At 74.6% G+C, this 23,391-nt stretch carries 23 protein-coding genes and 1 riboswitch; of the genes, 9 read left to right on the top strand and 14 right to left on the bottom strand.

What is annotated here, in order from left to right:
* Positions 1-71: 71 nt before the first annotated feature.
* The 3 genes from ACWGB8_RS09555 to ACWGB8_RS09545 form a co-directional block, all read right to left on the bottom strand.
* Positions 72-458: a DUF3040 domain-containing protein gene (locus ACWGB8_RS09555; protein ID WP_452211886.1), complete on the bottom strand. Its 387-nt coding sequence runs from the start codon at positions 456-458 to the stop codon at positions 72-74.
* Between the two features lie 363 nt (positions 459-821).
* Positions 822-1,574 (bottom strand): methyltransferase domain-containing protein, encoded by a 753-nt coding sequence (locus ACWGB8_RS09550; protein ID WP_452211884.1) that lies wholly within the window; start codon positions 1,572-1,574, stop codon positions 822-824.
* Between the two features lie 59 nt (positions 1,575-1,633).
* Positions 1,634-2,239, bottom strand: coding sequence for an SAV_6107 family HEPN domain-containing protein (locus ACWGB8_RS09545; RefSeq protein ID WP_452211883.1), 606 nt, complete (start codon positions 2,237-2,239; stop codon positions 1,634-1,636).
* 617 nt (positions 2,240-2,856) lie between these two features.
* Here ACWGB8_RS09545 and ACWGB8_RS09540 point away from each other — a divergent pair.
* Together ACWGB8_RS09540 and ACWGB8_RS09535 are read left to right on the top strand one after the other, a co-directional pair.
* Complete coding sequence (locus ACWGB8_RS09540; RefSeq protein WP_452211881.1) at positions 2,857-3,468, top strand: DUF4126 domain-containing protein; 612 nt, start codon at positions 2,857-2,859, stop codon at positions 3,466-3,468.
* 109 nt (positions 3,469-3,577) lie between these two features.
* Positions 3,578-5,080, top strand: coding sequence for a phytoene desaturase family protein (locus ACWGB8_RS09535; protein ID WP_452211879.1), 1,503 nt, complete (start codon positions 3,578-3,580; stop codon positions 5,078-5,080).
* A gap of 45 nt (positions 5,081-5,125) precedes the next feature.
* Here the strand turns inward: ACWGB8_RS09535 and ACWGB8_RS09530 are convergent, their stop codons facing one another.
* Positions 5,126-6,094 carry a hypothetical protein gene (locus ACWGB8_RS09530; RefSeq protein ID WP_452211877.1) on the bottom strand — a complete coding sequence of 323 codons (969 nt, stop codon included), beginning with the start codon at positions 6,092-6,094 and terminating at the stop codon, positions 5,126-5,128.
* Between the two features lie 138 nt (positions 6,095-6,232).
* Positions 6,233-7,147 carry a methylenetetrahydrofolate reductase [NAD(P)H] gene (gene metF / locus ACWGB8_RS09525; protein ID WP_452211876.1) on the bottom strand — a complete coding sequence of 305 codons (915 nt, stop codon included), beginning with the start codon at positions 7,145-7,147 and terminating at the stop codon, positions 6,233-6,235.
* Positions 7,148-7,311: 164 nt separating this feature from the next.
* Between metF and ACWGB8_RS09520 the strand changes: the two genes are divergently transcribed.
* Complete coding sequence (locus ACWGB8_RS09520; protein ID WP_452211874.1) at positions 7,312-8,418, top strand: polyprenyl synthetase family protein; 1,107 nt, start codon at positions 7,312-7,314, stop codon at positions 8,416-8,418.
* A 94-nt stretch (positions 8,419-8,512) separates the two neighbouring features.
* Here ACWGB8_RS09520 and thiE read toward each other — a convergent pair whose 3' ends face one another.
* Genes thiE through ACWGB8_RS09505 form a run of 3 tightly spaced genes read right to left on the bottom strand, consistent with a single transcriptional unit; the run spans position 8,513 to position 10,746 of the window.
* Positions 8,513-9,169, bottom strand: coding sequence for a thiamine phosphate synthase (thiE, locus tag ACWGB8_RS09515; protein ID WP_452211872.1), 657 nt, complete (start codon positions 9,167-9,169; stop codon positions 8,513-8,515).
* On the bottom strand, positions 9,166-9,531 hold the full coding sequence (locus ACWGB8_RS09510; protein WP_452211870.1) for an Rv2175c family DNA-binding protein: 366 nt from the start codon (positions 9,529-9,531) through the stop codon (positions 9,166-9,168). Before ACWGB8_RS09510 ends, thiE begins: the two co-directional genes overlap by 4 nt.
* A gap of 9 nt (positions 9,532-9,540) precedes the next feature.
* Complete coding sequence (locus ACWGB8_RS09505; RefSeq protein ID WP_452211869.1) at positions 9,541-10,746, bottom strand: NAD(P)/FAD-dependent oxidoreductase; 1,206 nt, start codon at positions 10,744-10,746, stop codon at positions 9,541-9,543.
* A gap of 85 nt (positions 10,747-10,831) precedes the next feature.
* A riboswitch (TPP riboswitch) is annotated at positions 10,832-10,944 on the top strand.
* Here ACWGB8_RS09505 and thiO point away from each other — a divergent pair.
* From thiO to pknB, 4 genes are all read left to right on the top strand, one after another.
* Complete coding sequence (gene thiO / locus ACWGB8_RS09500) at positions 10,939-12,111, top strand: glycine oxidase ThiO (RefSeq protein WP_452211867.1); 1,173 nt, start codon at positions 10,939-10,941, stop codon at positions 12,109-12,111. Its footprint overlaps the riboswitch before it by 6 nt.
* On the top strand, positions 12,108-12,317 hold the full coding sequence (gene thiS / locus ACWGB8_RS09495) for a sulfur carrier protein ThiS (protein ID WP_452211865.1): 210 nt from the start codon (positions 12,108-12,110) through the stop codon (positions 12,315-12,317). Before thiO ends, thiS begins: the two co-directional genes overlap by 4 nt.
* 1 nt (position 12,318) lies before the next feature.
* Entirely contained in the window at positions 12,319-13,116 is a 798-nt protein-coding gene (locus tag ACWGB8_RS09490; RefSeq protein ID WP_452211863.1) for a thiazole synthase, read from the top strand.
* Between the two features lie 93 nt (positions 13,117-13,209).
* Complete coding sequence (gene pknB / locus ACWGB8_RS09485) at positions 13,210-14,985, top strand: Stk1 family PASTA domain-containing Ser/Thr kinase (protein WP_452211862.1); 1,776 nt, start codon at positions 13,210-13,212, stop codon at positions 14,983-14,985.
* 18 nt (positions 14,986-15,003) lie between these two features.
* Here the strand turns inward: pknB and ACWGB8_RS09480 are convergent, their stop codons facing one another.
* Positions 15,004-15,633, bottom strand: coding sequence for a sulfite oxidase-like oxidoreductase (locus ACWGB8_RS09480; protein WP_452211860.1), 630 nt, complete (start codon positions 15,631-15,633; stop codon positions 15,004-15,006).
* A 230-nt stretch (positions 15,634-15,863) separates the two neighbouring features.
* Here ACWGB8_RS09480 and bfr point away from each other — a divergent pair, with 230 nt between their 5' ends.
* Positions 15,864-16,343 carry a bacterioferritin gene (bfr, locus tag ACWGB8_RS09475; protein WP_452211858.1) on the top strand — a complete coding sequence of 160 codons (480 nt, stop codon included), beginning with the start codon at positions 15,864-15,866 and terminating at the stop codon, positions 16,341-16,343.
* Between the two features lie 31 nt (positions 16,344-16,374).
* On the opposite strand, the gene ACWGB8_RS09470 is transcribed toward bfr, so the two are convergent.
* Together ACWGB8_RS09470 and ACWGB8_RS09465 are read right to left on the bottom strand one after the other, a co-directional pair.
* The gene (locus tag ACWGB8_RS09470; protein ID WP_452211856.1) at positions 16,375-16,641 is read right to left on the bottom strand and encodes a (2Fe-2S)-binding protein; all 267 of its coding nucleotides are present in this window, start codon (positions 16,639-16,641) and stop codon (positions 16,375-16,377) included.
* A gap of 173 nt (positions 16,642-16,814) precedes the next feature.
* Entirely contained in the window at positions 16,815-18,149 is a 1,335-nt protein-coding gene (locus tag ACWGB8_RS09465; RefSeq protein WP_452211854.1) for a class II 3-deoxy-7-phosphoheptulonate synthase, read from the bottom strand.
* Positions 18,150-18,443: 294 nt separating this feature from the next.
* Between ACWGB8_RS09465 and ACWGB8_RS09460 the strand changes: the two genes are divergently transcribed.
* Complete coding sequence (locus ACWGB8_RS09460; RefSeq protein WP_452211853.1) at positions 18,444-20,378, top strand: anthranilate synthase family protein; 1,935 nt, start codon at positions 18,444-18,446, stop codon at positions 20,376-20,378.
* 94 nt (positions 20,379-20,472) lie between these two features.
* On the opposite strand, the gene ACWGB8_RS09455 is transcribed toward ACWGB8_RS09460, so the two are convergent.
* From ACWGB8_RS09455 to ACWGB8_RS09445, 3 genes are read right to left on the bottom strand one after another with little or no spacing between them, the layout of a single operon-like run.
* Complete coding sequence (locus ACWGB8_RS09455) at positions 20,473-21,138, bottom strand: response regulator (RefSeq protein ID WP_452211851.1); 666 nt, start codon at positions 21,136-21,138, stop codon at positions 20,473-20,475.
* Positions 21,135-22,391 (bottom strand): MacS family sensor histidine kinase, encoded by a 1,257-nt coding sequence (gene macS, locus ACWGB8_RS09450; protein ID WP_452211850.1) that lies wholly within the window; start codon positions 22,389-22,391, stop codon positions 21,135-21,137. The genes ACWGB8_RS09455 and macS overlap by 4 nt, the downstream gene beginning before the upstream one ends.
* Before the next feature lie 23 nt (positions 22,392-22,414).
* On the bottom strand, positions 22,415-23,254 hold the full coding sequence (locus ACWGB8_RS09445) for a lysophospholipid acyltransferase family protein (RefSeq protein ID WP_452211893.1): 840 nt from the start codon (positions 23,252-23,254) through the stop codon (positions 22,415-22,417).
* Between the last annotated feature and the right edge of the window lie 137 nt (positions 23,255-23,391).

The following is a 23,391-nucleotide window of genomic DNA, read 5'->3' as shown; positions in this document are numbered from 1 at the left end:
GTCGTCGACTGCCCGCCCTCGGCGTCCCCCGCGCGTCCGCCGGGAGGCCCGGCGCCCGCGGGAGCGGTGTCTCAGAAGCCGTTCTGCTCGTCCCGGCGGCGCTGCCAGCGCTGCTCCATCCGGTCCATCACCCCGGCCTTGCGGCGCTGCGGCGCGGCCGGGCGGGGCCCGGAGCCCTGGCCGGCGGGGCCCTTGCGCCAGCCCGTCACGGCGAACACCGCGCAGCCGAGCATCACCAGGAACCCGACGACGCTCACCCAGATCTGATCGGGGACGACCATGCCGCCCATCAGCAGGCCGATGCCCACCACGAAGCCGGCGACGGCGAGGTAGACCCGCCGACGGGTGTAGGTGCGCAGACCGGTTCCCTCTAGCGCCGACGCGAATTTGGGATCTTCGGCATACAGCGCTCGCTCCATCTGGTCGAGCAGTCGCTGCTCGTGCTCCGAGAGCGGCACGGAGTCCTCCTACTCGTCGGTCGCGGGTGCGACCGGTCCGCCGCCCCGGTCCGGGGTGGCAAGTCCAAATCAGCCTTCAGAACACGCGGTCGGACGCCTGTGCGGGGGACCCGGCCCGTGTCGTCCATATGCCCCATGCATCCGGCTGTCATGCTTTCCGGCTTTACCCAGATCATACGGTCCACGGGCCCGTTGCGGGGCGGTCGACCACGCGTGGGCCCGGCCACTTCGGCGGCCCGGATCCGCACCGGTCACAACGCCGGAGGACGCGGACAAGTGCCCGATCCGGTGGAATCGTCCGCGAGCTGCGCAGGAGCGGGACGAACCGTGCGGACGACGCCCCCGCCGGGTGCCGCGGACCGGTCAGGCCAGGGTGGCCAGCAGGTGCAGCTGGGTCGCCACGGCGTGGAACGCGGGCTGCTCGGCGGCGGCCTCCTCCAGCCGCAGCAGCGCCTCCATCGCCCCCGGCTCGGTGTCCACCAGGACGCCGGGCACCAGGTCGGCGAAGACCCGGACCCCGTGCACCGACTCCACCCGCAGACCGGCGCCGGCCGCCAACCGCTCCAGCTCCTCGCCGGTGAAGCGGCGGGGCATCGGGTCGCCCTCGCCCCAGCGGCCGTCGGCGGCGTCCAGGACCGTCCGGGCGTCGGCGAAGTGGCCGGCCAGCGCGCGGGCCAGCACCGCACCGTTGCGGTTGGCCGCCAGCAGGCTCACCAGGCCGCCGGGGCGCAGCGTGCCGGCCAGGCTGCCGAGGGCCTCGGCCGGGTCGTCCACCACCTCCAGCACGCCGTGGCACAGCACCGCGTCGACGCTCTTCGGGGCGAACAGCTCGGGCAGCGTCTGGGTGTCCCCCTGGACGGCGCGGACCAGGTCGGTCACGCCCGCCTCGGCGGCCCGCCGCTCCAGTGCGAACAGCGCGTCCGGGCTCGGGTCGACGACCGTCACCCGGTGGCCGAGCTTCGCCACCGGGACGGCGAAGTTGCCGGTGCCGCCGCCCGTGTCGACGACGTCGAGGACGGGCTGGTCCAGCTCGGCCGCCCGCTTCTCCAGGGCGGCCCGCACCACCTCCCACACCACGGCGGTACGCAGGGCGCTGCGGGGACGCGTCGGGTACAAGGTGAGGACTCCTCGGCAGGAACGATCGGAACGCCTCCACCTTAGACCTCCCGTACGGATCAGCCCGGCTCGGCGCCGTCCAGCGGGAGGCGGGGCGGCGGGGGTGCCGCACGCAGGCCGAGCAGGCGCTCGACCAGGCGGAGGAAGAGTGCCGAGTTGCGGATCAGGTCGTCGGCGTCCCGGGCCGAGGCGGCGCCGCGGATCCCGGCCTCCGCGCCCGCCCGGCGGCGCGCCCCGGCCGCGTAGTAGACCGCCCACTCGGACAGCTCCGGAGCCACCTCGGGCAGCACCTCCCAGGCGCTGCGGATCGCCTTGCGCCGGCGCGGGCTCTTCTCCGGCCTGCCCCGGGCGGCCAGCAGCGCCGCGACGGTGCGCAGCGCGGCCAGGTGCGCGGTGGCGTACCGCTCCAGCGGGTCCTCCAGTCCGCGGGCCCGGACCAGCGTGCGGTGCGCGTCGGCGAGCAGGTCCAGGGCGGCGGGCGGGGCGCCGACCCGCTGCAGCACCGGGTGGACGTCGCCGCCGGCCGGGCGCCCGTGCTCGGCGGGGCGGCGGTCGGGCGCGTGGTGGGCCGCGGCGTGGTGCGCCGCGGAGGAGTGGGCGGACGCGGAGGGGTGGGCGGCGGAGTGGAGGCGGGCGGTGACGGGCTCAGGACGGCTGATGGTCATGTGTCTCCCCCGGTTCCGAGGCAGGCGCGCGGGCCGGTCGACCCACGCCACTCCATCGTGACCGGCACCACTGACAACGCGGGGCCGGTTCGCCCGGGAACGTTCCCGGCCCGCCGCCGGACATGCGTGCGGGGCGGCCCCGACCGTGCGCACCGGCTGGTTCCCCCCGTCCGGTGTGCACGGGCGCTTCCGCCCCGCACGTCCCCGCTGCGCCGTCCCCCACGGTCGGCGCAGCGGTCTCCCCCGTGAGCCAGCCCCCGTGGACCCGCTCCGCCGCCCCGTGTCGGCGGTGCGCGGCCCCTGACCGGCTTCGGTGCGGATTCCCCGGCCCCCCGCCCGCACCCCCGTGACAGGCGGAGGAGAACCGTCCGCAGCCCGGGACCGGGGCCCTGCGGCCCTCCGTCCCGATGACCACAACTCTCTCGTCTCCGCAGGTCGGAGGCCATCCGCTGTGCTACTCAACCGTGCGTCTGAGTATCCGTACTCAGAGCTCGCGGGCGGCCGGGGGCGGGCCCGCGGGACTGCAACCGCCGGGCCCCCGGGCGGCGTCCCGGTACGGTACGGCGGGGTCGAACGGCGACCCGGACCGAGCGGCCCTGTGGCCGGAGGAGGGACGCATGTCGATCATTCCGCTGATCTTCACCAGCGGACTGGCGAGCGGGATCAACGCGTACGCCGTGGTGCTGCTGCTGGGACTGTTCGGCCGGTTCGGCGGGGCCGACACGGTACCGCCCGCGCTGGAGCGGACGGACGTGCTGGTCGCGGCCGGCGTGCTGTTCCTGCTGGAGGCCGTGGCCGACAAGGTCCCGTACGTGGACACCGTCTGGGACGCCGTGCACACCGTGATCCGGCCGGTGGCGGGCGCGACCGTGGGCGTCCTGCTGGCGGGCAACGACCCCGGTTCGCTCGGCGAGATCGCGGCCGGCGCGATGGGCGGCACCTCGGCCCTGGTCAGCCATCTGGTGAAGGCCTCGCTGCGGATGGCCGTCAACACCTCGCCGGAGCCGGCGAGCAACATCGCGGTCAGCGTGTTCGAGGACCTGGCGGTGGCCGGACTGGTGACCCTGGCGATCTTCCACCCGTGGCCGGCCGCGATCGCCTCGGCGCTGCTGCTGCTGACCGGGCTGCTGCTCGTCTGGTTCGCGGTCAACCGCATCCGGGCCTTCCGGGCCCGGCGGCGCGAACGGCGGGCCGCCCGGGCGGCCGGGGTGCCGGCGGGCGCGGCGTAGCGCCCGGCCGGCCTGTCGTTCGGCAGGGGCGCCGGCCCGGTCGGCCGGGGTCGAGGGGTGCCGTTCGGCAGTGATGCGCGGGGCGGGCGACGCCCTAGGATCAGGTGCCATGGCACGGATCGTCATCATCGGCGCAGGTATGAGCGGGCTCGCGGCGGCCTCCCGGCTGGCCACCCTCGGGCACCGGGTGACGGTCTGCGAGGCCGCCGGCACGTACGGCGGCATGGTCGGCCGCTACGCGCGGGACGGCTTCGCCTTCGACACCGGCCCCGGGCTGCTCACCCTGCCCGCGGTCTACCGCGACCTCGCGCTGAAGACCGGGCGGGAGCCGCTGGAGCAGCTGGTCGAGCTGGTCCCGGTCGATCCGGAGAGCCGCCACCTGCTGCCCGACGGCACCGGGCTGCAGCTGCCCAACGCCTCCCGCGGCGGCGTCGCCCAGGCCCTGGACGCCGCGTTCGGCAGCGGCTGCGGCGCGCGCTGGGGCGAGGTGGTGAACCACGGCCGCACGGTCTGGGAGGCGACCCGCCGCCCCCTGCTGGAGGAGCCGCTGCCCGCCGACCCCTCGGCGCTGTTCGCCGACCCGTACCCGGTGCCCGCCCCGCGCTGGCTCGCCCGGCTGCTGCCCGCCCCGCGCTGGACGCTCGCCGACGTCGCGGAGCGCGAGTTCGGCGGCCACCCCGGGCTGACCGCCCTGCTGTTCGAGCACGCCCTGCGGTACGGCTTCGACCCGCGCACCGTCCCGGCCGGGGCGACCGTGCTGCCGTACATGGAGCAGTCCTTCGGCGTCTGGTACGTGCGCGGCGGCCTGCGCGCGCTCGCCGACGCCGTGCACCTGCGGTGCGAGCAGCGCGGGGTGGAGTTCCGCTTCGACTGCCGCGTGGAGCGGGTGCTCACCGCCGGCGGCCGGGCGACCGGGGTGGTCCTCGCCGGGGGCGGCGAGCTGTCCGCCGACGCGGTGGTCTCCGCGATCGACGCCCGCACCTTCCACATCGGCGGGCTGACCCCGTACGAGCGCGAGGAGGACTGGCCCGCCCACTGGCGTCCGTACGAGGACGTGCCCGGCCGGATCTCGGTGCTGCTGGCGCTGCGCGGCGGCCGGCCGGCCGGGACGGCGCACCGCACCGTGGTGCACGCCGCCGACCCGGGCGCGGAGCTGATCAGCGTGTTCGGCGGCGGCCCGGCGATCACGGAGCGCCCCACCGTCCAGGTGCTGCGGCCCGACGACCCCGCGCTGCGGCCCGACGACGGGCACGAGGCGGTGACGCTGACCTCGACCGTCACGACCACCGGCGTCGACTGGTCCGACCCTGCGGTGGGCCGGCGCTGCGCCGAGCGGATGGTGGCCGCCGTGGAGGCGGCCGGGATCCCGCTGCGCGAGCGGCTGCTCTGGCAGGTCGTCCGCACGCCCGCGGACACCGCCCGCGAGACCGGGGCCCACCGGGGTTCGGTGCCGCGCCCGGCGCTCGCCGGGGCGCACGGCGCTCTGCTGCAGGCCCCCAACCGGGACCTGCCCAACCTCTACCTGGTCGGCGGCGCGGCGCACCCGGGGGGCGGGCTCGCCCGGGTCGGGATGTCCGCCTGCATCACCGCCGGGCTGATCGGCCCGGCCTGACGGCGCCGCCGGGAACCGGTCCGGCCGCCCCGGCCGGCGGGCGGGTCAGCCCTGCTGCTGCCAGGTGTGGTTCTGCTGGTAGCCGTAGTCGTAGGCGGGCTGCTGCGGGATGCCCTGCTGCTGTTCGGGCTGCCACTGCTGCTGGTTCGGGTCCCAGCCCTGCTGGGCCTGGTAGCCGTAGCCGTCCTGCCCTGCGGAGCCGTCCTGCTGGGGGTAGCCGCCGTAGCCGCCGCCGGTCTGCTGCGGGTAGCCCGTGTCCTGCTGCGGGTAGCCGGTGTCGGGCTGCTGGTAGCCGGTGTCCTGCTGCTGGTACCCGGCCGCGGCGCCGTAGCCCTGGTCGTAGGCGAAGGCCGGCTGGGGCTGCTGCCACTGCTGCTGGTCGTAGCCGCCGGTCTGCTGCGGCTGGGGGTCGTAGCCGGACTGGTAGGCGGCGGCGTACGGGTCCTGGTACGGCAGCTGGTCGACCTGCTGCTGCGCCTGGACCGGCACCTGCTGCTCGTAGTAGCCGGGGTCGTAGATGCCGTCGGCGGCGAGCTCCTGCATCGCGAAGGCCGCGGTCTGCTCGACGGCCGCGGGCTCCTCGACCGGAGCGGGCGCCGGGTCGGCCACCGGCCGGAACGGCCGGGTCTCCTCGACCGCGCCGACCTCGCCCACCCGGGTCACCGCCACGGCCGCCGCACCCGCCACCGCACCGCCGCCGACGAGGGCGCCGAGCAGCGGCACCCTGGCGAGCGGGCCGGGCAGGGCGCCGTCGGCCCCGCGCAGGGACCAGCCGCCGGTGTGGCCGCGCTTGACGGAGAGGGTCACGAACACCTGGCCGAGCGCGAAGAGCGCGGCCCCGGCGCCGATGACGACGACCGAGCCGAGCTTCATCCCGGCGACGACGCCGAGGAAGCCGCCCAGCGCGACGCCCCGCCAGTGCAGCGGGGCGCGGTTCTGCAGCAGCAGCTCGGCGATCAGCCAGAGCGCCACCGCCGCCAACGCGGCGTACAGCAGCAGGTATCCGATGCCCATCCGGCCGCTACCTCCAGTCGCGTGACCGCGCGCGCCGCGCGTGTGCGGCGACTGTACCGGTTCAACGGTCCGGCCACCGCATCGCGTTCCCGGGCCGGGGCGGTTCCGCCGGCCGCCGGAGGGCGGCCGGCGGGGCGGTCAGCGACGGTGCAGGCCGAGGTTCTGGTAGATCTCCAGCGTCGAGGTGGAGCCGTTCAGCGTGATGAAGTGCAGGCCGGGCGCGCCCTCGGCGAGCAGCCGCTCGGACATCGCGGTGGCATGCTCCATGCCGACCTCGCGCAGCGCCGCCGGGTCGTCGACGACGGCGCGCAGCCGGGCCTCCAGGTCGACCGGGAAGGCCGACCCGCTGAGCTGCGGGAAGCGCACCAGCTGCTTGGCGTTGGTGACCGGCATGATCTCCGGGATGATCGGCGTGTCGCAGCCCGCCGCGACGACCCGGTCGCGGTAGCGCAGGTAGTCGTCCACCTCGAAGAACATCTGGGTGATCGCGTAGTCGGCGCCGGAGCGGACCTTCGCGACGAAGTGCCGGATGTCCTCGTCCCAGTCGGTCGACCGCGGGTGCATGTTCGGCGAGGCCGCCACGCCGACGCAGAAGTCGCCGATCCCCTTGATCAGCTCGACCAGCTCGTAGGCGTAGGTGACGCCCTCCGGGTGGCGCACCCACTCGCCCATCGGGTCGCCGGGCGGGTCGCCGCGGACGGCGAGCACGTTGCGCACGCCCTGGTCGGCGTACTGGCCGATGATGTTGCGCAGCTCGGCGACCGAGTGGTCCACGGCGGTCAGGTGGGCGACCGGGGTCAGCGTGGTCTCGGTGGCGATCCGGCCGACCATGTTGACCGTGCGCTCGCGGGAGGAGCCGCCGGCGCCGTACGTCATGCAGACGAAGTTCGGGTCGAGCGGTTCGAGTCGGCGAATCGCGTCCCACAGCTTCTGCTCCCCGGCCTCGCTGCGCGGGGGCATGAACTCGAAGGAGAAGGAGCGCTTCCCGGCCGACAGCAGGTCGCGCACCGTCAGCGCGCGGTCTGTTCGGGTCGATGCGATGCCGAGTGCCATGCTGGCAGGTTAACGTCCGGGCGAAGGGCCCGGACAACTGGAGTCCACGGATTGAGACATCCGGTGGACGCCGTTCCGGTTGCCCCGTCCGGCTCGTCCGTACGGCTGTTCCCCGCCGCCCGGCTAGGCTTTGGTGCATCCCAGCGACCTTCCGGAGCACCATCGTGACCTCGCCCAGCACCCGGCCGGCCAACCCCATCGACGTGGAGGCCGTGCGCGAGCGCGTCAACACCGCCCTCGCCGAGTTCATGGACGGCCAGGCGGTGCTGCTCGGCAAGATCTCGCCGCAGCTGGTCCCGGCCACCGATGCCCTGCGCGACTTCCTGCTGGACGGCGGCAAGCGGCTGCGCCCGGCCTTCTGCTACTGGGGCTGGCGCGGCGCCGGCGGCCCGGCCGGCACGCCCGGCATCGCCAACGCCGCCGCGGCCCTGGAACTGCTGCAGGCCAGCGCGCTGGTCCACGACGACCTGATGGACCGCAGCGACACCCGCCGCGGCCTGCCGTCCGTGCACCGCCGCTTCGAGGCGCTGCACCGGGAGCGCGGCTGGCGCGGCGACCGCGAGCAGTACGGGGCCTCGGCCGCGGTGCTGCTCGGCGACCTGCTGCTGATCTGGTGCGACGAGCTGTTCCTGCGCTCGGGGCTGGACCCGGCCGCGGTGCTCGCGGCCAAGCCGGCCTTCGACCTGATGCGCACCGAGGTGATGGTCGGGCAGTACCTGGACGTGTTGGAGCCGGTCGCCGGCGACTCCTCGGACGAGGGCGCCCTGGAGCGGGCGCAGACGGTGCTGCACTACAAGTCCGCGAAGTACACGATCGAGCGACCCCTCCAGGTGGGCGCCCTGCTCGCCGGCGCCGGCCCGGAGCTGGTCGAGGCGTACTCGGCCTTCGGCCTCCCGCTCGGCGAGGCGTTCCAGCTGCGCGACGACCTGCTGGGGGTCTTCGGCGACCCGGCGGTCACCGGCAAGCCGGCCGGCGACGACCTGCGCGAGGGCAAGCGCACCCTGCTGGTCGCGCACGCCATGCGCGCGCTGCCGGCCGCCGACGCCCGCCACCTGGACGAGCGGCTGGGCGCACCCGACCTCGCGGCGCACGAGGTGGCCGAGCTGCGCGCACTGGTGGAGCGCAGCGGCGCCGCCGAGCGGGTGGAGCGGCGGATCGGGGAGCTGATGCGCGAGTCGCTGTCGGCGCTGGAAGCCGCGCCGCTCGCGGACGAACGGGCCCGCGCGGTGCTGCTGGCGCTGGCCGAGGCCGCCACCGTCCGCAAGTACTGAGCGCCGGCGCACCGGGCGGGCGCCCAGGACGGCGGCGGCCCCGGGCCGACCGCATCCGGCCCGATCGGGCCGGATGCGGTCGGAGCGGGCCGGCTCAGGCCGGGCGCAGCCGCCGGGCCAGTTCGGCGGCGGCCGCCTGCGGGTCCTCGGCGGCCGTGATGGCCCGCACCACGACGATCCGGCGGGCACCGGCGGCCAGCACCTCGTCCAGGTTGCCGAGGTCGATCCCGCCGATGGCGAACCACGGCCGGTCGGTCACCTGCTTCGCCGCGTACGAGACCAGGCCGAGGCCCGGGGCGTGGCGGCCCGGCTTGGTCGGGGTGGGCCAGACCGGGCCGGTGCAGAAGTAGTCGACCCCGGGCTCGGCGATCGCCGCGTCGACCTCGGACTCGGCGTGGCAGGAGCGGCCGACGAGCACGTCCTCGCCGAGGATCGCGCGGGCGGCCGGGACGGGCAGGTCGTCCTGCCCGAGGTGCAGCACGTCCGGGCGGGCGGCGTGGGCGACGTCCGCGCGGTCGTTGACGGCCAGCAGCTTGCCGTGGCGCCGGCAGGCGTCCGCGAACACCTCCAGCGCGGCGAGCTCCTGCCTGGCCTCCAGGCCCTTGTCGCGCAGCTGCACGATGTCGACGCCGCCGGCCAGCGCGGCGTCCAGGAACTCGGCCAGGTCGCCCTGCTCGCGCCGGGCGTCCGTGCACAGGTAGAGGCGGGCCTGCGCGAGGCGGTCGCGCAGGCCCGGCCCGGCACCGGTCACAGGGCCATCGCCTGGGCGCGGCGCTTGACCTCGGTGGCGCGGTTCTCTTGCAGCGCCTGGATCGGGGTGCCGGGCAGCGAGGGGTCCTCGGTGAACATCCACGCGAGGATCTCCTCGTCGCTGAACCCGCTGTCGCGCAGCACGGTCAGCGTGCCGATCAGGTGCTTGACCAGGCCGTCGTCGGTGATGAAGGCGGCCGGCACCTGGAGCGACTTGTTGGGGCCGCGCCGAACGGCGAGCAGCTCGCCCTTCTTCACCAGGTTCCGCACCTCGGTGACCTGCACACCCCACCGCTCCGAGATGTCGGGCAGGTACGTCCACTCGGGGACCAGGGCTTCAATCTTGGGATCGATCTCACTCACGGCACCAAGCTACCCCGCCGCGGCCGCCTTGAGTGGCACGGAGGGATCGGCGGCCCTCGCCGGATCGAGCCGGGCACCGCGTTCGATCAGCCGCCGGCCCTGGGTGAGGTCGCGCGGGCGGTCCACCGCCAGCAGCGCGCGCAGCTCGCCGTCGCGCAGCCACAGCACCGTCCAGGACGCGTCGGCGGGCGAGCCGCGGTGGACGAGTTCGTCGCCCCCGGTGTGCCGGCCGGCGTACTGGACCATGCGGCCGAACTGCTCCGACCAGAAGTACGGCACCGGGTCGTAGGGCGCGTCCGCGCCGAGCACGGAGGCGGCGGCGGCCTCGCCGGACTGCAGCGCGTGGTCCCAGTGCTGGACGGCCAGCCTGGTGCCGGAGCGGGCCGAGGGGTAGCCGATGCAGTCGCCGGCCGCGAAGACGGCGGGCAGGCTGGTGCGCAGCCGCTCGTCGACGACCACCGCGCCGGACGGGTCCAGCTCCACGCCGGAGCCGGCCAGCCAGCCGGTCGCCGGGCGGGCGCCGATGCCGACCACGACCTCGTCGGCGGGCAGCTGCGTGCCGTCGGCCAGCCGGACGGCGCCGTCCTCGACGGCGGTGACGCCGACGCCGCAGCGCAGCTCCACCCCGGCCTCGGCGTACCAGGCGGCCATCGCCCGGCCGACCGCCTCCGGCAGCGCGCCGGGCAGCGGGGCGGGCCCGGCCTCGACCACGGTGACCAGGCAGCCGGCCGTCCGGGCCGCGGTCGCCACCTCGGCGCCGATCCACCCGGCGCCGACCAGCACCAGCCGCAGTCCGGGCCGCAGCAGGGCGCGCAGGGCCAGCGCGTCGTCGAGGGTGTGCAGCAGGTGGGCGCGCTCGGCGCCGGGCAGCGCCCGCGGGGTCGCACCGGTGGCGATCACCAGGGCGCCGTACGGCAGGTCGCCGGCGTCGGTGTGCAGCACGCCGGGGGTGAGGCCGGTGGCCCGGCGCCCGGTGAGCAGGTCCACGCCCAGGTGCGGGAAGTCGATGTCGAGGGGGGTGGCGTCGGCCTTGCCGAGCAGCACCTCCTTGGAGAGCGGGGGCCGGTCGTACGGTGCGTGCGGCTCCTCGCCCACCAGGACGATCCGCCCGGGCCACCCGCCGCGCCGCAGCGCGGACGCGCACTGGGCCCCGGCCAGTCCGGCCCCGACGACGACGGCCTGCTCCACACCGTTCAGCTCTGCCACGCGGGCCACTGTACCGACGGGCCCCGCCCGGCCGGACCGCCGTCCCACCCCTCGTACGCGCCTTCGGCGGCGGCGGCGCCCGGAGTTAAGGTGGGGACACCAACGCGGGAGCCCGGCGGACCGGGCTGAGAGGCGGGCTGAGACGGCCTGCGACCGTCCGAACCTGATCCGGGTCATACCGGCGAAGGGAGAACAGCGGCTTTGACACGCTCGACTCACGGCGCCCGCAGCGACGTCCTGGTGGTCGGCGGCGGCATCATCGGCCTCGCGGTCGCCTGGCGGGCCGCGCAGCGCGGGCTGCGGGTGGCGGTCGTCGACCCGGCGCCGGGCGGCGGCGCCGCGCAGGTCGCGGCCGGGATGCTCGCCCCGGTGACCGAGCTCCAGTACGGCGAGGAGCCGCTGCTGCACCTGGGCATGGCCTCCAACGACCGGTACGCGGCTTTCGCCGCCGAACTCTCCGAGGCGGCCGGCCTCGACACCGGCTACCGCCGGTGCGGCACCCTCGCCGTCGCCCTGGACTCCGACGACCGCGCGGAGCTGCGCGAGCTGCACGCCTTCCACGAGCGGCTCGGCCTCGACTCGCACTGGCTGACCGGCCGCGAGGCCCGCAAGCTGGAGCCGATGCTCGCCCCCGGCGTCCGCGGCGGCCTGCACGTCACCGGCGACCACCAGGTGGACGGCCGCCGGCTCACCGCCGCCCTGGTGCGGGCCTGCGAGCGGGCGGGCGTCCTGCTGCACCGCGGCGAGGCGGCCGAACTCCTGCTCGCCGACGACCGCGCCACCGGCGTCCGGCTCGCCGACGGGGACGTCCTCGGCGGTGCGCAGGTCGTGCTGGCCGCCGGCCCGCACAGCCACCGGCTGCCCGGCCTGCCCGAGGGCGTGCTGCCCGCGATCCGCCCGGTCAAGGGCCAGATCCTGCGGCTGCGTATCCCCGAGCCGTACCGGCCGTTCCTGTCCCGCAACGTCCGCGCGGTGGTCCGCGGGCAGCACCTCTACCTGGTGCCGCGGGAGAACGGCGAGCTGGTGATCGGCGCGACCAGCGAGGAGCAGGGGTACGACACCACGGTCACCGCCGGCGGCGTGTACGAGCTGCTCCGCGACGCGCACGAGCTGGTCCCCGGGATCACCGAGCTGCCGCTGGTGGAGACCTCCGCCGGACTGCGCCCCGGCTCGCCGGACAACGCGCCGCTGCTCGGCCCGACCGCGCTGCCCGGCCTGGTGGCGGCCACCGGCCACTACCGCAACGGCGTGCTGCTCACCCCGGTGACCGCCGACCTGCTCGGCGAGTACCTCGCCACCGGGGTGCTGCCCGCGCTCGCCGAGCCCTTCTCCCCCACTCGCTTCAGCTCCCGTCCCACGAAGGTCCCCGCATGAGCGACATCTCCCTCACCGTCAACGGCGAGCCCCGCACGGTGCCCGCCGCGACCACCCTCGCCGAGGTGGTGGCGGCCCTGAGCCGGGCCAACACCGGCGTCGCCGCCGCGCTCAACGAGGCCGTGGTGCCGCGCGGTTCGTGGCCCGCGACGCCGCTGCAGGCCGGCGACCGGGTCGAGATCCTCACCGCCGTCCAGGGAGGCTGAGATGGCCGACGACCTGTTCACGATCGGCGGCACCGCCTTCACCTCCCGGCTGATCATGGGCACCGGCGGCGCCCCCAGCCTGGAGGTGCTGGAGCAGGCGCTGCGGGTCTCCGGCACCGAGCTGACCACGGTCGCGATGCGCCGGGTCGACGCGGGCACCCAGGGCTCGGTGCTGGACGTGCTCAAGCGCAACGCCATCCGCGTGCTGCCCAACACGGCGGGCTGCTTCACCGCCGGCGAGGCCGTCCTGACCGCCCGGCTGGCCCGCGAGGCGCTCGGCACCGACTGGGTGAAGCTGGAGGTCATCGCCGACGAGCGGACCCTGCTGCCCGACCCGATCGAGCTGCTGGACGCCGCCGAGACCCTGGTCGACGACGGCTTCACCGTGCTGCCGTACACCAACGACGACCCGGTGCTGGCGCGGAAGCTGGAGGACGTCGGCTGCGCGGCGATCATGCCGCTGGGCTCGCCGATCGGCTCCGGACTGGGCATCCGCAACCCGCACAACTTCCAGCTGATCGTGGAGGGCGCGGGCGTCCCGGTGATCCTGGACGCCGGGGCCGGCACCGCCTCCGACGTGGCGCTGGCGATGGAACTGGGCTGCTCCGCCGTCATGCTGGCGTCGGCGGTGACCCGGGCGCAGGACCCTGTGCTGATGGCCGACGCGATGCGCCGCGCCACCGAGGCCGGGCGGCTGGCCTTCCGGGCGGGCCGGATCCCGCGCCGCTTCCACGCCGAGGCGTCCTCCGCGATGGCCGGCCGCGCGGACCTCGACACCCGGGAGCACCCGGCCTTCTGACCGCGCCCCGCCCGTTGTCACAACCCGGGCACAGTGCGCCCCGGGAGCCGCTCCTCCCGGGGCGCCGACCGGGGCGCCCCCTAGAATCGCCTGGTGGACAAGGCATTGCGCGACCCGTTGATCGGTACCCTGCTCGACGACCGGTACCGGGTCGAGCAGCGCATCGCGACCGGCGGGATGTCCACCGTCTACCGCGGCACCGACACCCGGCTGGACCGGGTCGTGGCCCTGAAGGTGATGCACCCCTCGCTGGCCGGGGACGAGGAGTTCACCGGCCGCTTCATCCGCGAGGCCAAGGCCGTCGCCAAGCTCGCCCACCCCAACGTGGTCAACGTCTTCGACCAGGGCGCGGACGGCGGGGCCGTCTTCCTGGCCATGGAGTACGTGCCCGGCCACACCCTGCGCGACCTCCTGCGCGACCGCGGCGCGCTCTCCATCCGGGCCGCACTGGACGTCCTGGAGCCCGTGCTCGCCGCCCTCGGCGCCGCCCACCGGGCCGGGCTGGTCCACCGCGACGTCAAGCCCGAGAACGTACTGATCACCGACGGCGGGCTGGTCAAGGTCGCCGACTTCGGCCTGGTCCGGCTGCTCGGCGCCGCCGACGGCACCGCCACCTCGACCGCCTCCACCACCGGCACCGTACTCGGCACCGTCTCCTACCTGGCCCCCGAGCAGATCCGCCCGGACGCGCCGACCGACCAGCGGGTGGACGTCTACGCGGCGGGCATCCTGCTGTACGAGATGCTCACCGGCCACCGCCCGCACAGCGGTGAGAACCCCGTCCAGGTGATGTACCGCCACCTGCACGAGGACGTCCCCGCGCCGTCGGCCACCGTGCCGGGCGTCGTGCCCGAGCTCGACGCCATAGTCGCCGGGGCCTGCGCCCGCGACCCGCAGGCCCGGCCGTACGACGCGGTCGAGCTGCTGGCCGCGCTCCAGCGGGTGCGCCGCGGGCTGACCGCCGCGCAGCTGGACGCCGAACCGCCCGCCTCCACCCGGAGCACCCCGGCGTACCCGGCCGACGAGCCGACCTCGGTGATCCTGCCGGCCGTCGAGTCCACCAGCGTGCTGGACGTGCCGCCGGAGCTGATGGACCAGCTGCTCGCCGACCCGCGGCCGTACGACGAGCCCGCTCCGGCGCGGGCGCCCCGGCGACAGCCCGGACCGCGCGCCGAGCAGCTGCGCCGGCTCGCCCGCAAGCCGCTGATCTGGGCGTCCGTCCTGGTCGCGCTGGTGCTGCTGGTCGGCGCCACCACGTACACGCTGTCCGGCGCGCTCTACACCACGGTGCCGGGCGTGCTCGGCAAGACCCGGGCCGAGGCGGAGCGCGTCCTGGACGGCGCCGACCTGCGCGGACGGTTCGGCGAGGTGTACAGCGAGAGCGTCCCGGCCGGCCAGGTGATCTCCACCGAGCCCGGGGTGGGCGCCCGGACCCGCAAGAGCGACCCGGTCGCGGTCACCCTCTCCAAGGGGCCCAAGCGGATCCCGGTGCCCGATCTGCAGCGCAAGCCGCTCGACCAGGCGACGGCGGCGCTCACCGCCGCCGGGCTGACCCGGGGCGGGACGAGCCAGGTACACAGCGACACCGTGCCCGAGGGCGCGGTGATCAGCAGCTCGCCGGCGGCCGGGGAGCCGCTGCCGGAGAACTCGGCGGTCTCGCTGGTGGTGAGCAAGGGCATGGTGGCCGTGCCCGACGTGCGCGGGCTGTCCGAGGAGGAGGCGGCCGAGGCCCTGCGGGCGGCCGGTTTCACCATGCGCAGCGAGGGCCGGCACATCTTCGGCGTCGGCAAGGTGCAGAGCCAGTCCCCCGCGCCGGGCGAGCGGCGCCCGCAGCGCACCGAGGTGACCGTCCAGCTGCCGTTCTTCTAGGTCGTCCGAGCGGGGGCCTCAGCGCAGCGGCCCGTCGCCGGGCTCCTCCTGGTAGGAGTAGCGCTGCTCGCGCCAGGGGTCGCCGAGGTTGTGGTAGCCGCGCTCCTCCCAGAAGCCGCGCCGGTCGGCCCGCATGTACTCGACCGCGCGCACCCATTTGGGGCCCTTCCAGGCGTACAGCTGCGGGACGACCAGGCGGACCGGGAAGCCGTGCTCGGCGGTGAGCGGCTCGCCGTTGCGGTGGGTGGCGAGGACGGTCCGCGGGTCGGCGAAGTCGGCGAGCCGCAGGTTGGCGCTGTAGCCGTACTCGGCCCAGACCATGACGTGGGTGACCCCGGGTGCGGGCGGTACGAGGTCGAGCACGGTGGCGGCCGACACGCCCGTCCACTCGCTGTCGAGCACCGAGAACCGGGTGACGCAGTGCAGGTCGCCGCGGACGGTGGTGCGGGGCAGCTCGGTGAAGCCGGTGAAGTCCCAGCTGTGCTTCTCCGCCGAGGCGGTCGCGCCGAACACCTGGAAGTCCCAGGTCAGCGGCTTGAAGCGGGGCACCGGGCCGTAGTGCAGGACGGGCCAGCCGCGTTGGGCGCGCTGCCCCGGGGGGAGCCTCGGGTCAGACGGCGGAAGCGGTTCTTGTTCGGACTGACCCATGGCTCCATGGTGACAGACGGCGGGCAGCGCTCAGCGCGCGCCCCTTTTCCCTGGCGCGCGCCCCGCCCGTACGGGTCAACCCCGGCCCCGCGGGTGGCTAAATAGGATAATCCGACACATGTCCGAGTGAGTGTGAACTTACTGGAATTTCCTCCCGAAGCGGTGCCAGGATGCCTGCAACCGGGGTTCGCCGTGGTTCCCGGAGCAGGCAGAGCAGGAAAGGCAACGCCATGAAGGGTGACGCAGAGGTCATCGAGTTCCTCAACGAGCAGCTCACCGCCGAGCTGACCGCGATCAACCAGTACTTCCTGCACGCGAAGATGCAGGAGAACTTCGGCTGGACGAAGCTCGCGAAGTACACCCGGCACGAGTCCTTCGACGAGATGAAGCACGCCGAGACCCTCACCGACCGGATCCTCTTCCTCGACGGGCTGCCGAACTACCAGCGGCTCTTCCACGTCCGGATCGGCCAGACGGTCAAGGAGATGTTCGAGGCGGACCGCCAGGTCGAGGTCGAGGCGATCGACCGGCTGAAGCGGGGCATCGTGGTCATGCGGGCCAAGAACGACATCACCTCGGCCAACATCTTCGAGGACATCCTGGCCGACGAGGAGCACCACATCGACTACCTCGACACCCAGCTCGAACTGCTGGAGAAGCTCGGCGAGCCGCTCTACCTCGCCCAGCTGGTGGAGCAGCCGGAGTCCTGAGCCGGACGGTTCCCGAACGGGCTCCCCGCGGTCAGGCGACGACCTTCAGCGGCGCTTCCGACGGGGCGGCCTCCGCGGCCGGCTCCGGGTCGGCCAGCCCCAGCTTGGCCGCCAGCCGGGCGGTCGGGCACGGCCGCGCGCCGTGCTCGCCCAGCAGCGCCTGGATCCGGCGCACGCAGGAGCCGCAGTCGGTGCCGGCCTTGCAGCCCCGGGCTATCTGGCGCGGGGTGTTGGCACCCGCGTCGATCTCCTTCTTCACCTGCGCCTCGGTGACCGCATGGCACATGCACACGTACATCGCGGTCTCTCCCGTGGGGTGGAGCGGAAATCGATCACAGCCAAGGCTTGCCTTAGCTACCTAAGCCTTACCTTACCCAATCGAACGGGCGCGAAAAAGCCTCTCCGACCCCGGACAGTGCCGGGGCCGGAGAGGCTTCTGTCACATCGGGCGCCGCCGGGCGGCGCGGGCGGTCACTGGTTGCGGTACATCTCCGCGACCAGGAACGCGAGGTCCAGCGACTGGCTGCGGTTGAGCCGCGGGTCGCAGGCCGTCTCGTAGCGCTGGTGCAGGTCGTCCACCAGCACCTCGTCGCCGCCGCCGACGCACTCGGTGACGTCGTCGCCGGTCAGCTCCACGTGGATGCCGCCCGGGTGGGTTCCGAGCGCGCGGTGCACCTCGAAGAAGCCCTTGACCTCGTCCAGCACGTCGTCGAAGCGGCGGGTCTTGTGCCCGCTGGACGCCTCGAAGGTGTTGCCGTGCATCGGGTCGCAGATCCACACCGGCTGGGCACCGGAGGCGGTGACCTTCTCCAGCAGCTCGGGCAGGTGGTCGCGGACCTTGCCCGCACCCATCCGGGTGATGAAGGTGAGCCGGCCGGGCTCCCGCTCCGGGTCCAGCTTCTCGATCAGGGTCAGCGCCTCGTCCACCGAGGTGGTCGGGCCGAGCTTCACGCCGATCGGGTTGCGGACCTTGGAGGCGAACTCGATGTGCGCGTGGTCGAGCTGGCGGGTCCGCTCACCGATCCACACCATGTGGCCGGAGACGTCGTACAGCTCGCCGGTGCGCGAGTCCACGCGGGTCAGCGCGGTCTCGTAGTCGAGGATCAGCGCCTCGTGCGAGGAGTAGAACTCGACCGTCCGGAACTCCTCCGGCGCCACGCCGCAGGCGTTCATGAACGCCAGCGCGTTGTCGATCTCGCGGGCCAGCTGCTCGTAGCGCTGGCCGGCCGGCGAGTTGCGCACGAAGTCCTGGTTCCAGGCGTGCACCTGGCGCAGGTCGGCGTACCCGCCGGTGGTGAACGCGCGGACCAGGTTGAGCGTCGCGGCGGAGGCGTTGTACATCCGCTTCAGGCGCTCCGGGTCCGGGATCCGGGACTCGGGGGTGAACTCGAAGCCGTTCACCGAGTCGCCCCGGTAGACCGGCAGGGTGACGCCGTCCCGGGTCTCGGTCGACTTGGAGCGCGGCTTGGAGTACTGGCCGGCGATCCGGCCGACCTTCACCACCGGCACCGACGCGGCGTACGTCAGCACGGCCGCCATCTGGAGCAGGGTCTTGAGCTTGTTGCGGATGTGCTCCGCCGAGACGCCGTCGAAGGCCTCGGCGCAGTCGCCGCCCTGGAGCAGGAACGCCTCACCACGGGCCACGGCAGCGAGCCGGGCGCGCAGCTGGTCGCACTCGCCGGCGAAGACGAGCGGCGGATAGGAGGCGAGCTCCGCAAGGGTCTTGCGCAGAGCCTCTTGGTCCGGCCATTCAGGCTGCTGCGCCGCGGGCAGGGACTGCCAGGTGTGGGGATTCGTCACGGTCACGCGCTCAAGGCTACGGGGTGCGACAACCGATTTGTGACCACCGCCCGATGGGTGAGACACCTCTCGGACATTCGGGTGACCCGGCTCACGGCCCGCCGGGGATCCGCTACGCTCGACCCGTGAACACGCCGCACACCTGCTCCTGGTGGTGGGCCGACCCAACGGGTGGCCCACAGCTCGCGCGTTCCTAGACGAACACGACGGCCGCCCCTCGGGGCGGCCGTCGGCGTATCCGGACGGCCCTCCCGGGAAGCGACCTCCCCACCGAAGTCCACCCGGAAGGAAGCCGTGACCGTGACCACCGCCGTTGACCTGCTCGCCCGACTGACCGGCCCCGAGGCCCCGGCCTTCGCCCTGCTGCACCGGCGCACCCCCCGGCTCGCCCCCGACACCGTCGAGGTGCTGCTGGGCAGCGTGGGCGGCTACGAGCGGCTGGCCGACCTGCCGGTCCGCACCGGCGCCCCGGCCGACGGCCCCGTCCACGACCTGCTCGCGCTCGTCCCGTACCGGCAGATCCGCGAGCGGGGCTTCGAGGCGCACGACGACGGCACCCCGCTGCAGGCGCTCGCCGTCGAGGAGCAGTACGCCCTGCCGCTCGCCGAGTTCGCGCCCGCACTGCCCGACCTGCCGGTACGGCTCTCCGGCGGCGCCTTCGACATCGACGACGACGCCTACGCCGCGATCGTCCGCCGGGTGATCGAGGACGAGATCGGGCGCGGCGAGGGCGCCAACTTCGTGATCCGCCGCGACTTCACCGCCACCCTGGACGGCTTCGGACCGGAGCTCGCCCTCGCGCTCTTCCGCCGGTTGCTGGCGCAGGAGCGCGGCGCGTACTGGACCTTCCTGGTGCACACCGGCGACCGCGTCCTGGTCGGCGCCTCCCCCGAGGTGCACGTGCGCCAGAGCGGCGGCACGGTCGTGATGAACCCGATCTCCGGCACCTACCGCTACCCCGCCGGCGGCGCCGACGCCGAGTCGCTGCTCGCCTTCCTGCACGACCCCAAGGAGCTGGAGGAGCTCACCATGGTGGTCGACGAGGAGCTGAAGATGATGTGCACCGTCGGCGACCTCGGCGGACAGGTGCTCGGCCCGCGCCTCAAGGAGATGTCCCACCTCGCCCACACCGAGTACGAGCTGCGCGGGCGCACCTCGCTGGACGTCCGCGAGGTGCTGAAGGAGACGATGTTCGCCGCCACCGTCACCGGCAGCCCGGTGCAGAACGCCACCCGGGTGATCCGGCGCTACGAGGGCGGCGGACGCGGCTACTACTCCGGCGCGCTCGCCCTGATCGGCCGCTCCGCCAGCGGCGGCCAGCAGCTCGACTCCCCCATCTGCATCCGCACCGCCGACATCGACCCGGCCACCGGACGCCTGGTGGTCCGGGTCGGCGCCACGCTCGTGCGGCACTCCGACCCGTACTCCGAGGTCGCCGAGACGCACGCCAAGGCCGCCGGGGTGCTCACCGCGATCGGCGCCCTCCCGGCCCCGGCCGCCCGCCCGCACCGGGCCGCGCCGCGGCTGGCCGACGACCACCGGGTGCAGGCCGCGCTCGGCTCGCGGCGGGCCGGCCTGGCGCCGTTCTGGCTGCGGATGCAGGAGCCCGCCCGGGCCGCCGGGGAGGTGGAGACCCTCGTCGTCGACGGCGAGGACACCTTCACCGCGATGCTCGCCCACCTGCTGACCTCGCTCGGCCACCGGGTGACCGTCCGCCGCTACGACGAGCCGGGCCTGCGTGCCCTGGCCGCGGCCCACCGCGGACCGCTCGTGCTCGGCCCCGGCCCCGGCGACCCGGCCGCCGCCGACGACCCCAAGATGGCGGTGCTGCGCCCGGTCGTCGCGGACGCCCTGGCCGCGGTCCGCAGCGGCGCGCGGACCGCGCCGCTGCTCGCGGTCTGCCTCAGCCACCAGCTGCTCTCCGCCGAGCTGGGCCTGCCACTGGCCCGCAAGGCCGTTCCGTACCAGGGCGCGCAGGAGGCCGTCGACCTGTTCGGCGAGCGGCGCACGGTCGGCTTCTACAACACGTTCACGGCGCGCTGCTCGGACGCGGACGCCGAGCGGCTGGCCGCCGAGGGCGTGGAGGTCGCGCGCGACCCGTTCACCGGCGACGTGCACGCCCTGCGCGGTCCCGGCTTCGCCGGGCTGCAGTTCCACCCGGAGTCGGTGCTGACCCGCGAGGGGGTGGACATCGTCGCCGGGCTGCTGGCCCGGGCGGCGGCCGTGCGCAGCTGAGCGGCCGTACGCAGCCGGGCGGCGGTCCGCACCTGAACGGGCGGGCGCAGCCGCCGGGCGGGCCGGCGCAGCCGCCCGGCCCGCTGCCCGGGCGTCAGATGTCGTCGTCCAGGCCCTGCTCGATGGCGTACCGGACCAGCTCCACCCGGTTGTGCAGCTGCAGTTTGCCCAGGGTGTTCTGGACGTGGTTCTGCACGGTGCGGTGGGACAGCACCAGCCGGTCCGCGATCTGCTTGTACGACAGGCCCTTGGCGACCAGCCGCAGCACCTCGGTCTCCCGGGCGGTCAGCTGCGGCACGGCGGGAGCGGCCGGGGTCGGCGGCTCTGCCGCCAGCCGGCGGAACTCGCCCAGCACCAGCCCGGCCAGACCCGGGGTGAAGACCGCGTCGCCGACGGCCGTCCGGCGCACCGCGTCCAACAGCTCCTCGCGCCCGGCGGACTTGACCAGGTAGCCGGTGGCCCCGGACTTCACCGCCTCCAGCACGTCCGCGTGCTCACCGCTCGCGGAGAGCACCAGCACCCGCACCGACGGGTCCTGCGCGACCACCTGGCGGCAGGCCTCGGCGCCGGACAGGCCGGGCAGGTTGAGGTCCAGGACCACCACCTGCGGGGTGCAGGCCCGGGCCCGGCGGACGGCCTCCTCGCCGTCCCCGGCGGTGGCCACGACGTCGAGCCCGGCCTCGGCGAGGTCGCGGGAGACCGCGTCGCGCCACATCGGGTGGTCGTCCACGACCATCACGCGGACCGGCTGATCGCTCATCGGTTCCCCTCCTCGGGACGCACGGAAGCAGGGCCCGCAGTGAACGGGCCCGCGGCCGCGGGGCCCGGCCGCACCGCGCGCGGCACCCGCAGCTCGACCTCGACGCCCTCCCCGGGCGACGAGTACAGCTCGGCGGTACCGCCGAGGTCCAGCAGCCGGCCGCGGATCGACTGGGAGACGCCCAGCCGTCCGGCCTGCTCCGCCTCGCCCAGCCGTCCGGGGGCGAAGCCCGGCCCGTCGTCGCGGATGCTGACCGTGACGGCCTCCGGCTCGTCCTCGACCAGGATCCAGGCGCTCGCCCGCGGGCCGGCGTGCCTGCCGACGTTGTCGACGGCCGCGCCGACCGCGGCGGCCAGCTCGGTGGCGGCCCCGGCCGGGAGCAGCACCGGGGTGCCGGGGGCGGAGAGCGTGATCCGCTCCCCCGCGTACGGGGCGAGCAGGGTGCGCAGGTCCTGCGGCTCCAGCGGCTCGCGCCGGGCGGGCAGCGGGCCGCCGCTCATCAGTGCGCGCAGGGCGCGCTCCTGTTCGCCGGCCAGCCGGCCGAGTTCGGTGAAGTCGGTGCCCGGTTCGCCGCTGCGGCGCTGCACCAGGGCGAGCACCTGGAGCACGCCGTCGTGGATGTCCCGGGAGAGCCGCTCGCGTTCGCGGGTGGCGGCCTCGACCTGGAGCGCCCGGGTGAGGGTCGCCTCGCTGGCCCGGGCGAGTTCGATGACGTAGCCGATGGCGCAGCCGGCCACCATCAGCAGCACGATGTTGTGGATGTTGTCGCTGGTGGCGCCGCCGTGGCCGAGGATGTTGGCCATCCCGATCACCGAGCCGGCCGCCGCCGCCCAGCGCCAGCCGCCCTTGCCGGCGAAGCCGAGGACGGTGCCGGCCGCCCAGATGGTGGGCAGGGTGGGGGCGCCGTGGCTGATCCGGGACGGCGAGTCGGTCAGGCCGCTCATCACGATGCCGGTGACGGCCAGGGTCAGGTCGGTGCCCAGGACGTACCAGGTGCAGCGCTGCGGGCCGGAGAAGGCCCGGGTGCTGGCGAGCGTCCAGAGGGTCAGCGCGCCGAGGAAGATCCAGCCGGCGACCGGGTGCACGAAGTCCAGGTACGAGTTGACGTAGCGCAGCAGCGCGTAGGCCAGCGCCAGGATCCGGAAGAACGAGATCGCCCGCCAGAGCGGCTGCTCGACCGACATGCCGGCGGCGACCAGGCTGCCGCCGAGCCGGACCGGTCCGCCCGCCCCGGTTCCGCTGCCGTCCGTCATCTGGCCCCTCCCCCGGCGACCGCTCAGTGCTCGGTGCCCTTCTGGTCCTTCTGGTCGGCCTTCTCCGCCTCGGCCTTCTCCGCCTCGGCCTTCTCCGCCTTCTCCAGGGCGGCCTGCTCGGCCTTCTCGGCCTTGAGCGCGGCCTGCTCGGCCTTCTGGGCCGCCTTGCGCTCGGCGTCGGCGCGCTTCTTCTCGTCCGAGATCTGCCGCTTGGCGGCGGTCGCGTAGATGTCCACGTACTCCTGGCCGGAGAGCCGCATGATCTCGTACATCACCTCGTCCGTCACCGAACGGAGGATGAAGCGGTCGTTCTCCATGCCGTGGTAGCGGGAGAAGTCCAGCGGGCGGCCGATCCGGATGCCGGGGCGGATGCCGAAGTTCGGGACCACCTGGCCGGGCGGCTGCACCTTCTCGGTGTCGATCATCGCCACCGGGATGACCGGCGCCCCGGTCGCCAGCGCGACGCGGGCCAGGCCGCCGACCTTGCCGCGGTACAGCTTGCCGTCGGGCGAGCGGGTGCCCTCCGGGTAGACGCCGAACAGCTCGCCCTGCTCCAGCACCGCGATGGCGCTGCGGATCGCGGCCTCGCCGGCCCCGCGCACGCCGGAGCGGTCCACCGGGAGCTGGCCGACGCCCTTGAAGAAGGCGGCGGTCAGCTTGCCCTTGAGACCGGGCGTGTTGAAGTACTCGGCCTTCGCGATGAAGGTCACCCGGCGCTTGATCAGGGCCGGGAAGAAGAAGGAGTCCGAGAAGGAGAGGTGGTTGCTCGCAATGATCGCGGCGCCCTCCTCGGGGATGTTCTCCGCACCCTCGATCCACGGCCGGAAGAAGATCCGAAGCAGTGGCGCGACGATCATCTTCATCAGTCGGTAGAACAACCCGGGCCTCCTGTTATGCGGACCGCACGATCCTAATGCCCCGGACGCGCGGCTCGTGCCCCGCCCCGCCCCTGCGGGGTGTACGGGGCGGGCGGGCCCGTGGGACGATGCGGCTCGCCGGG

The organism is Kitasatospora sp. NPDC054939, assembly GCF_053610105.1.
The sequence above is the reverse complement of the archived record's forward strand: the minus strand, read 5'-3'. Positions and strand labels throughout refer to the sequence as shown.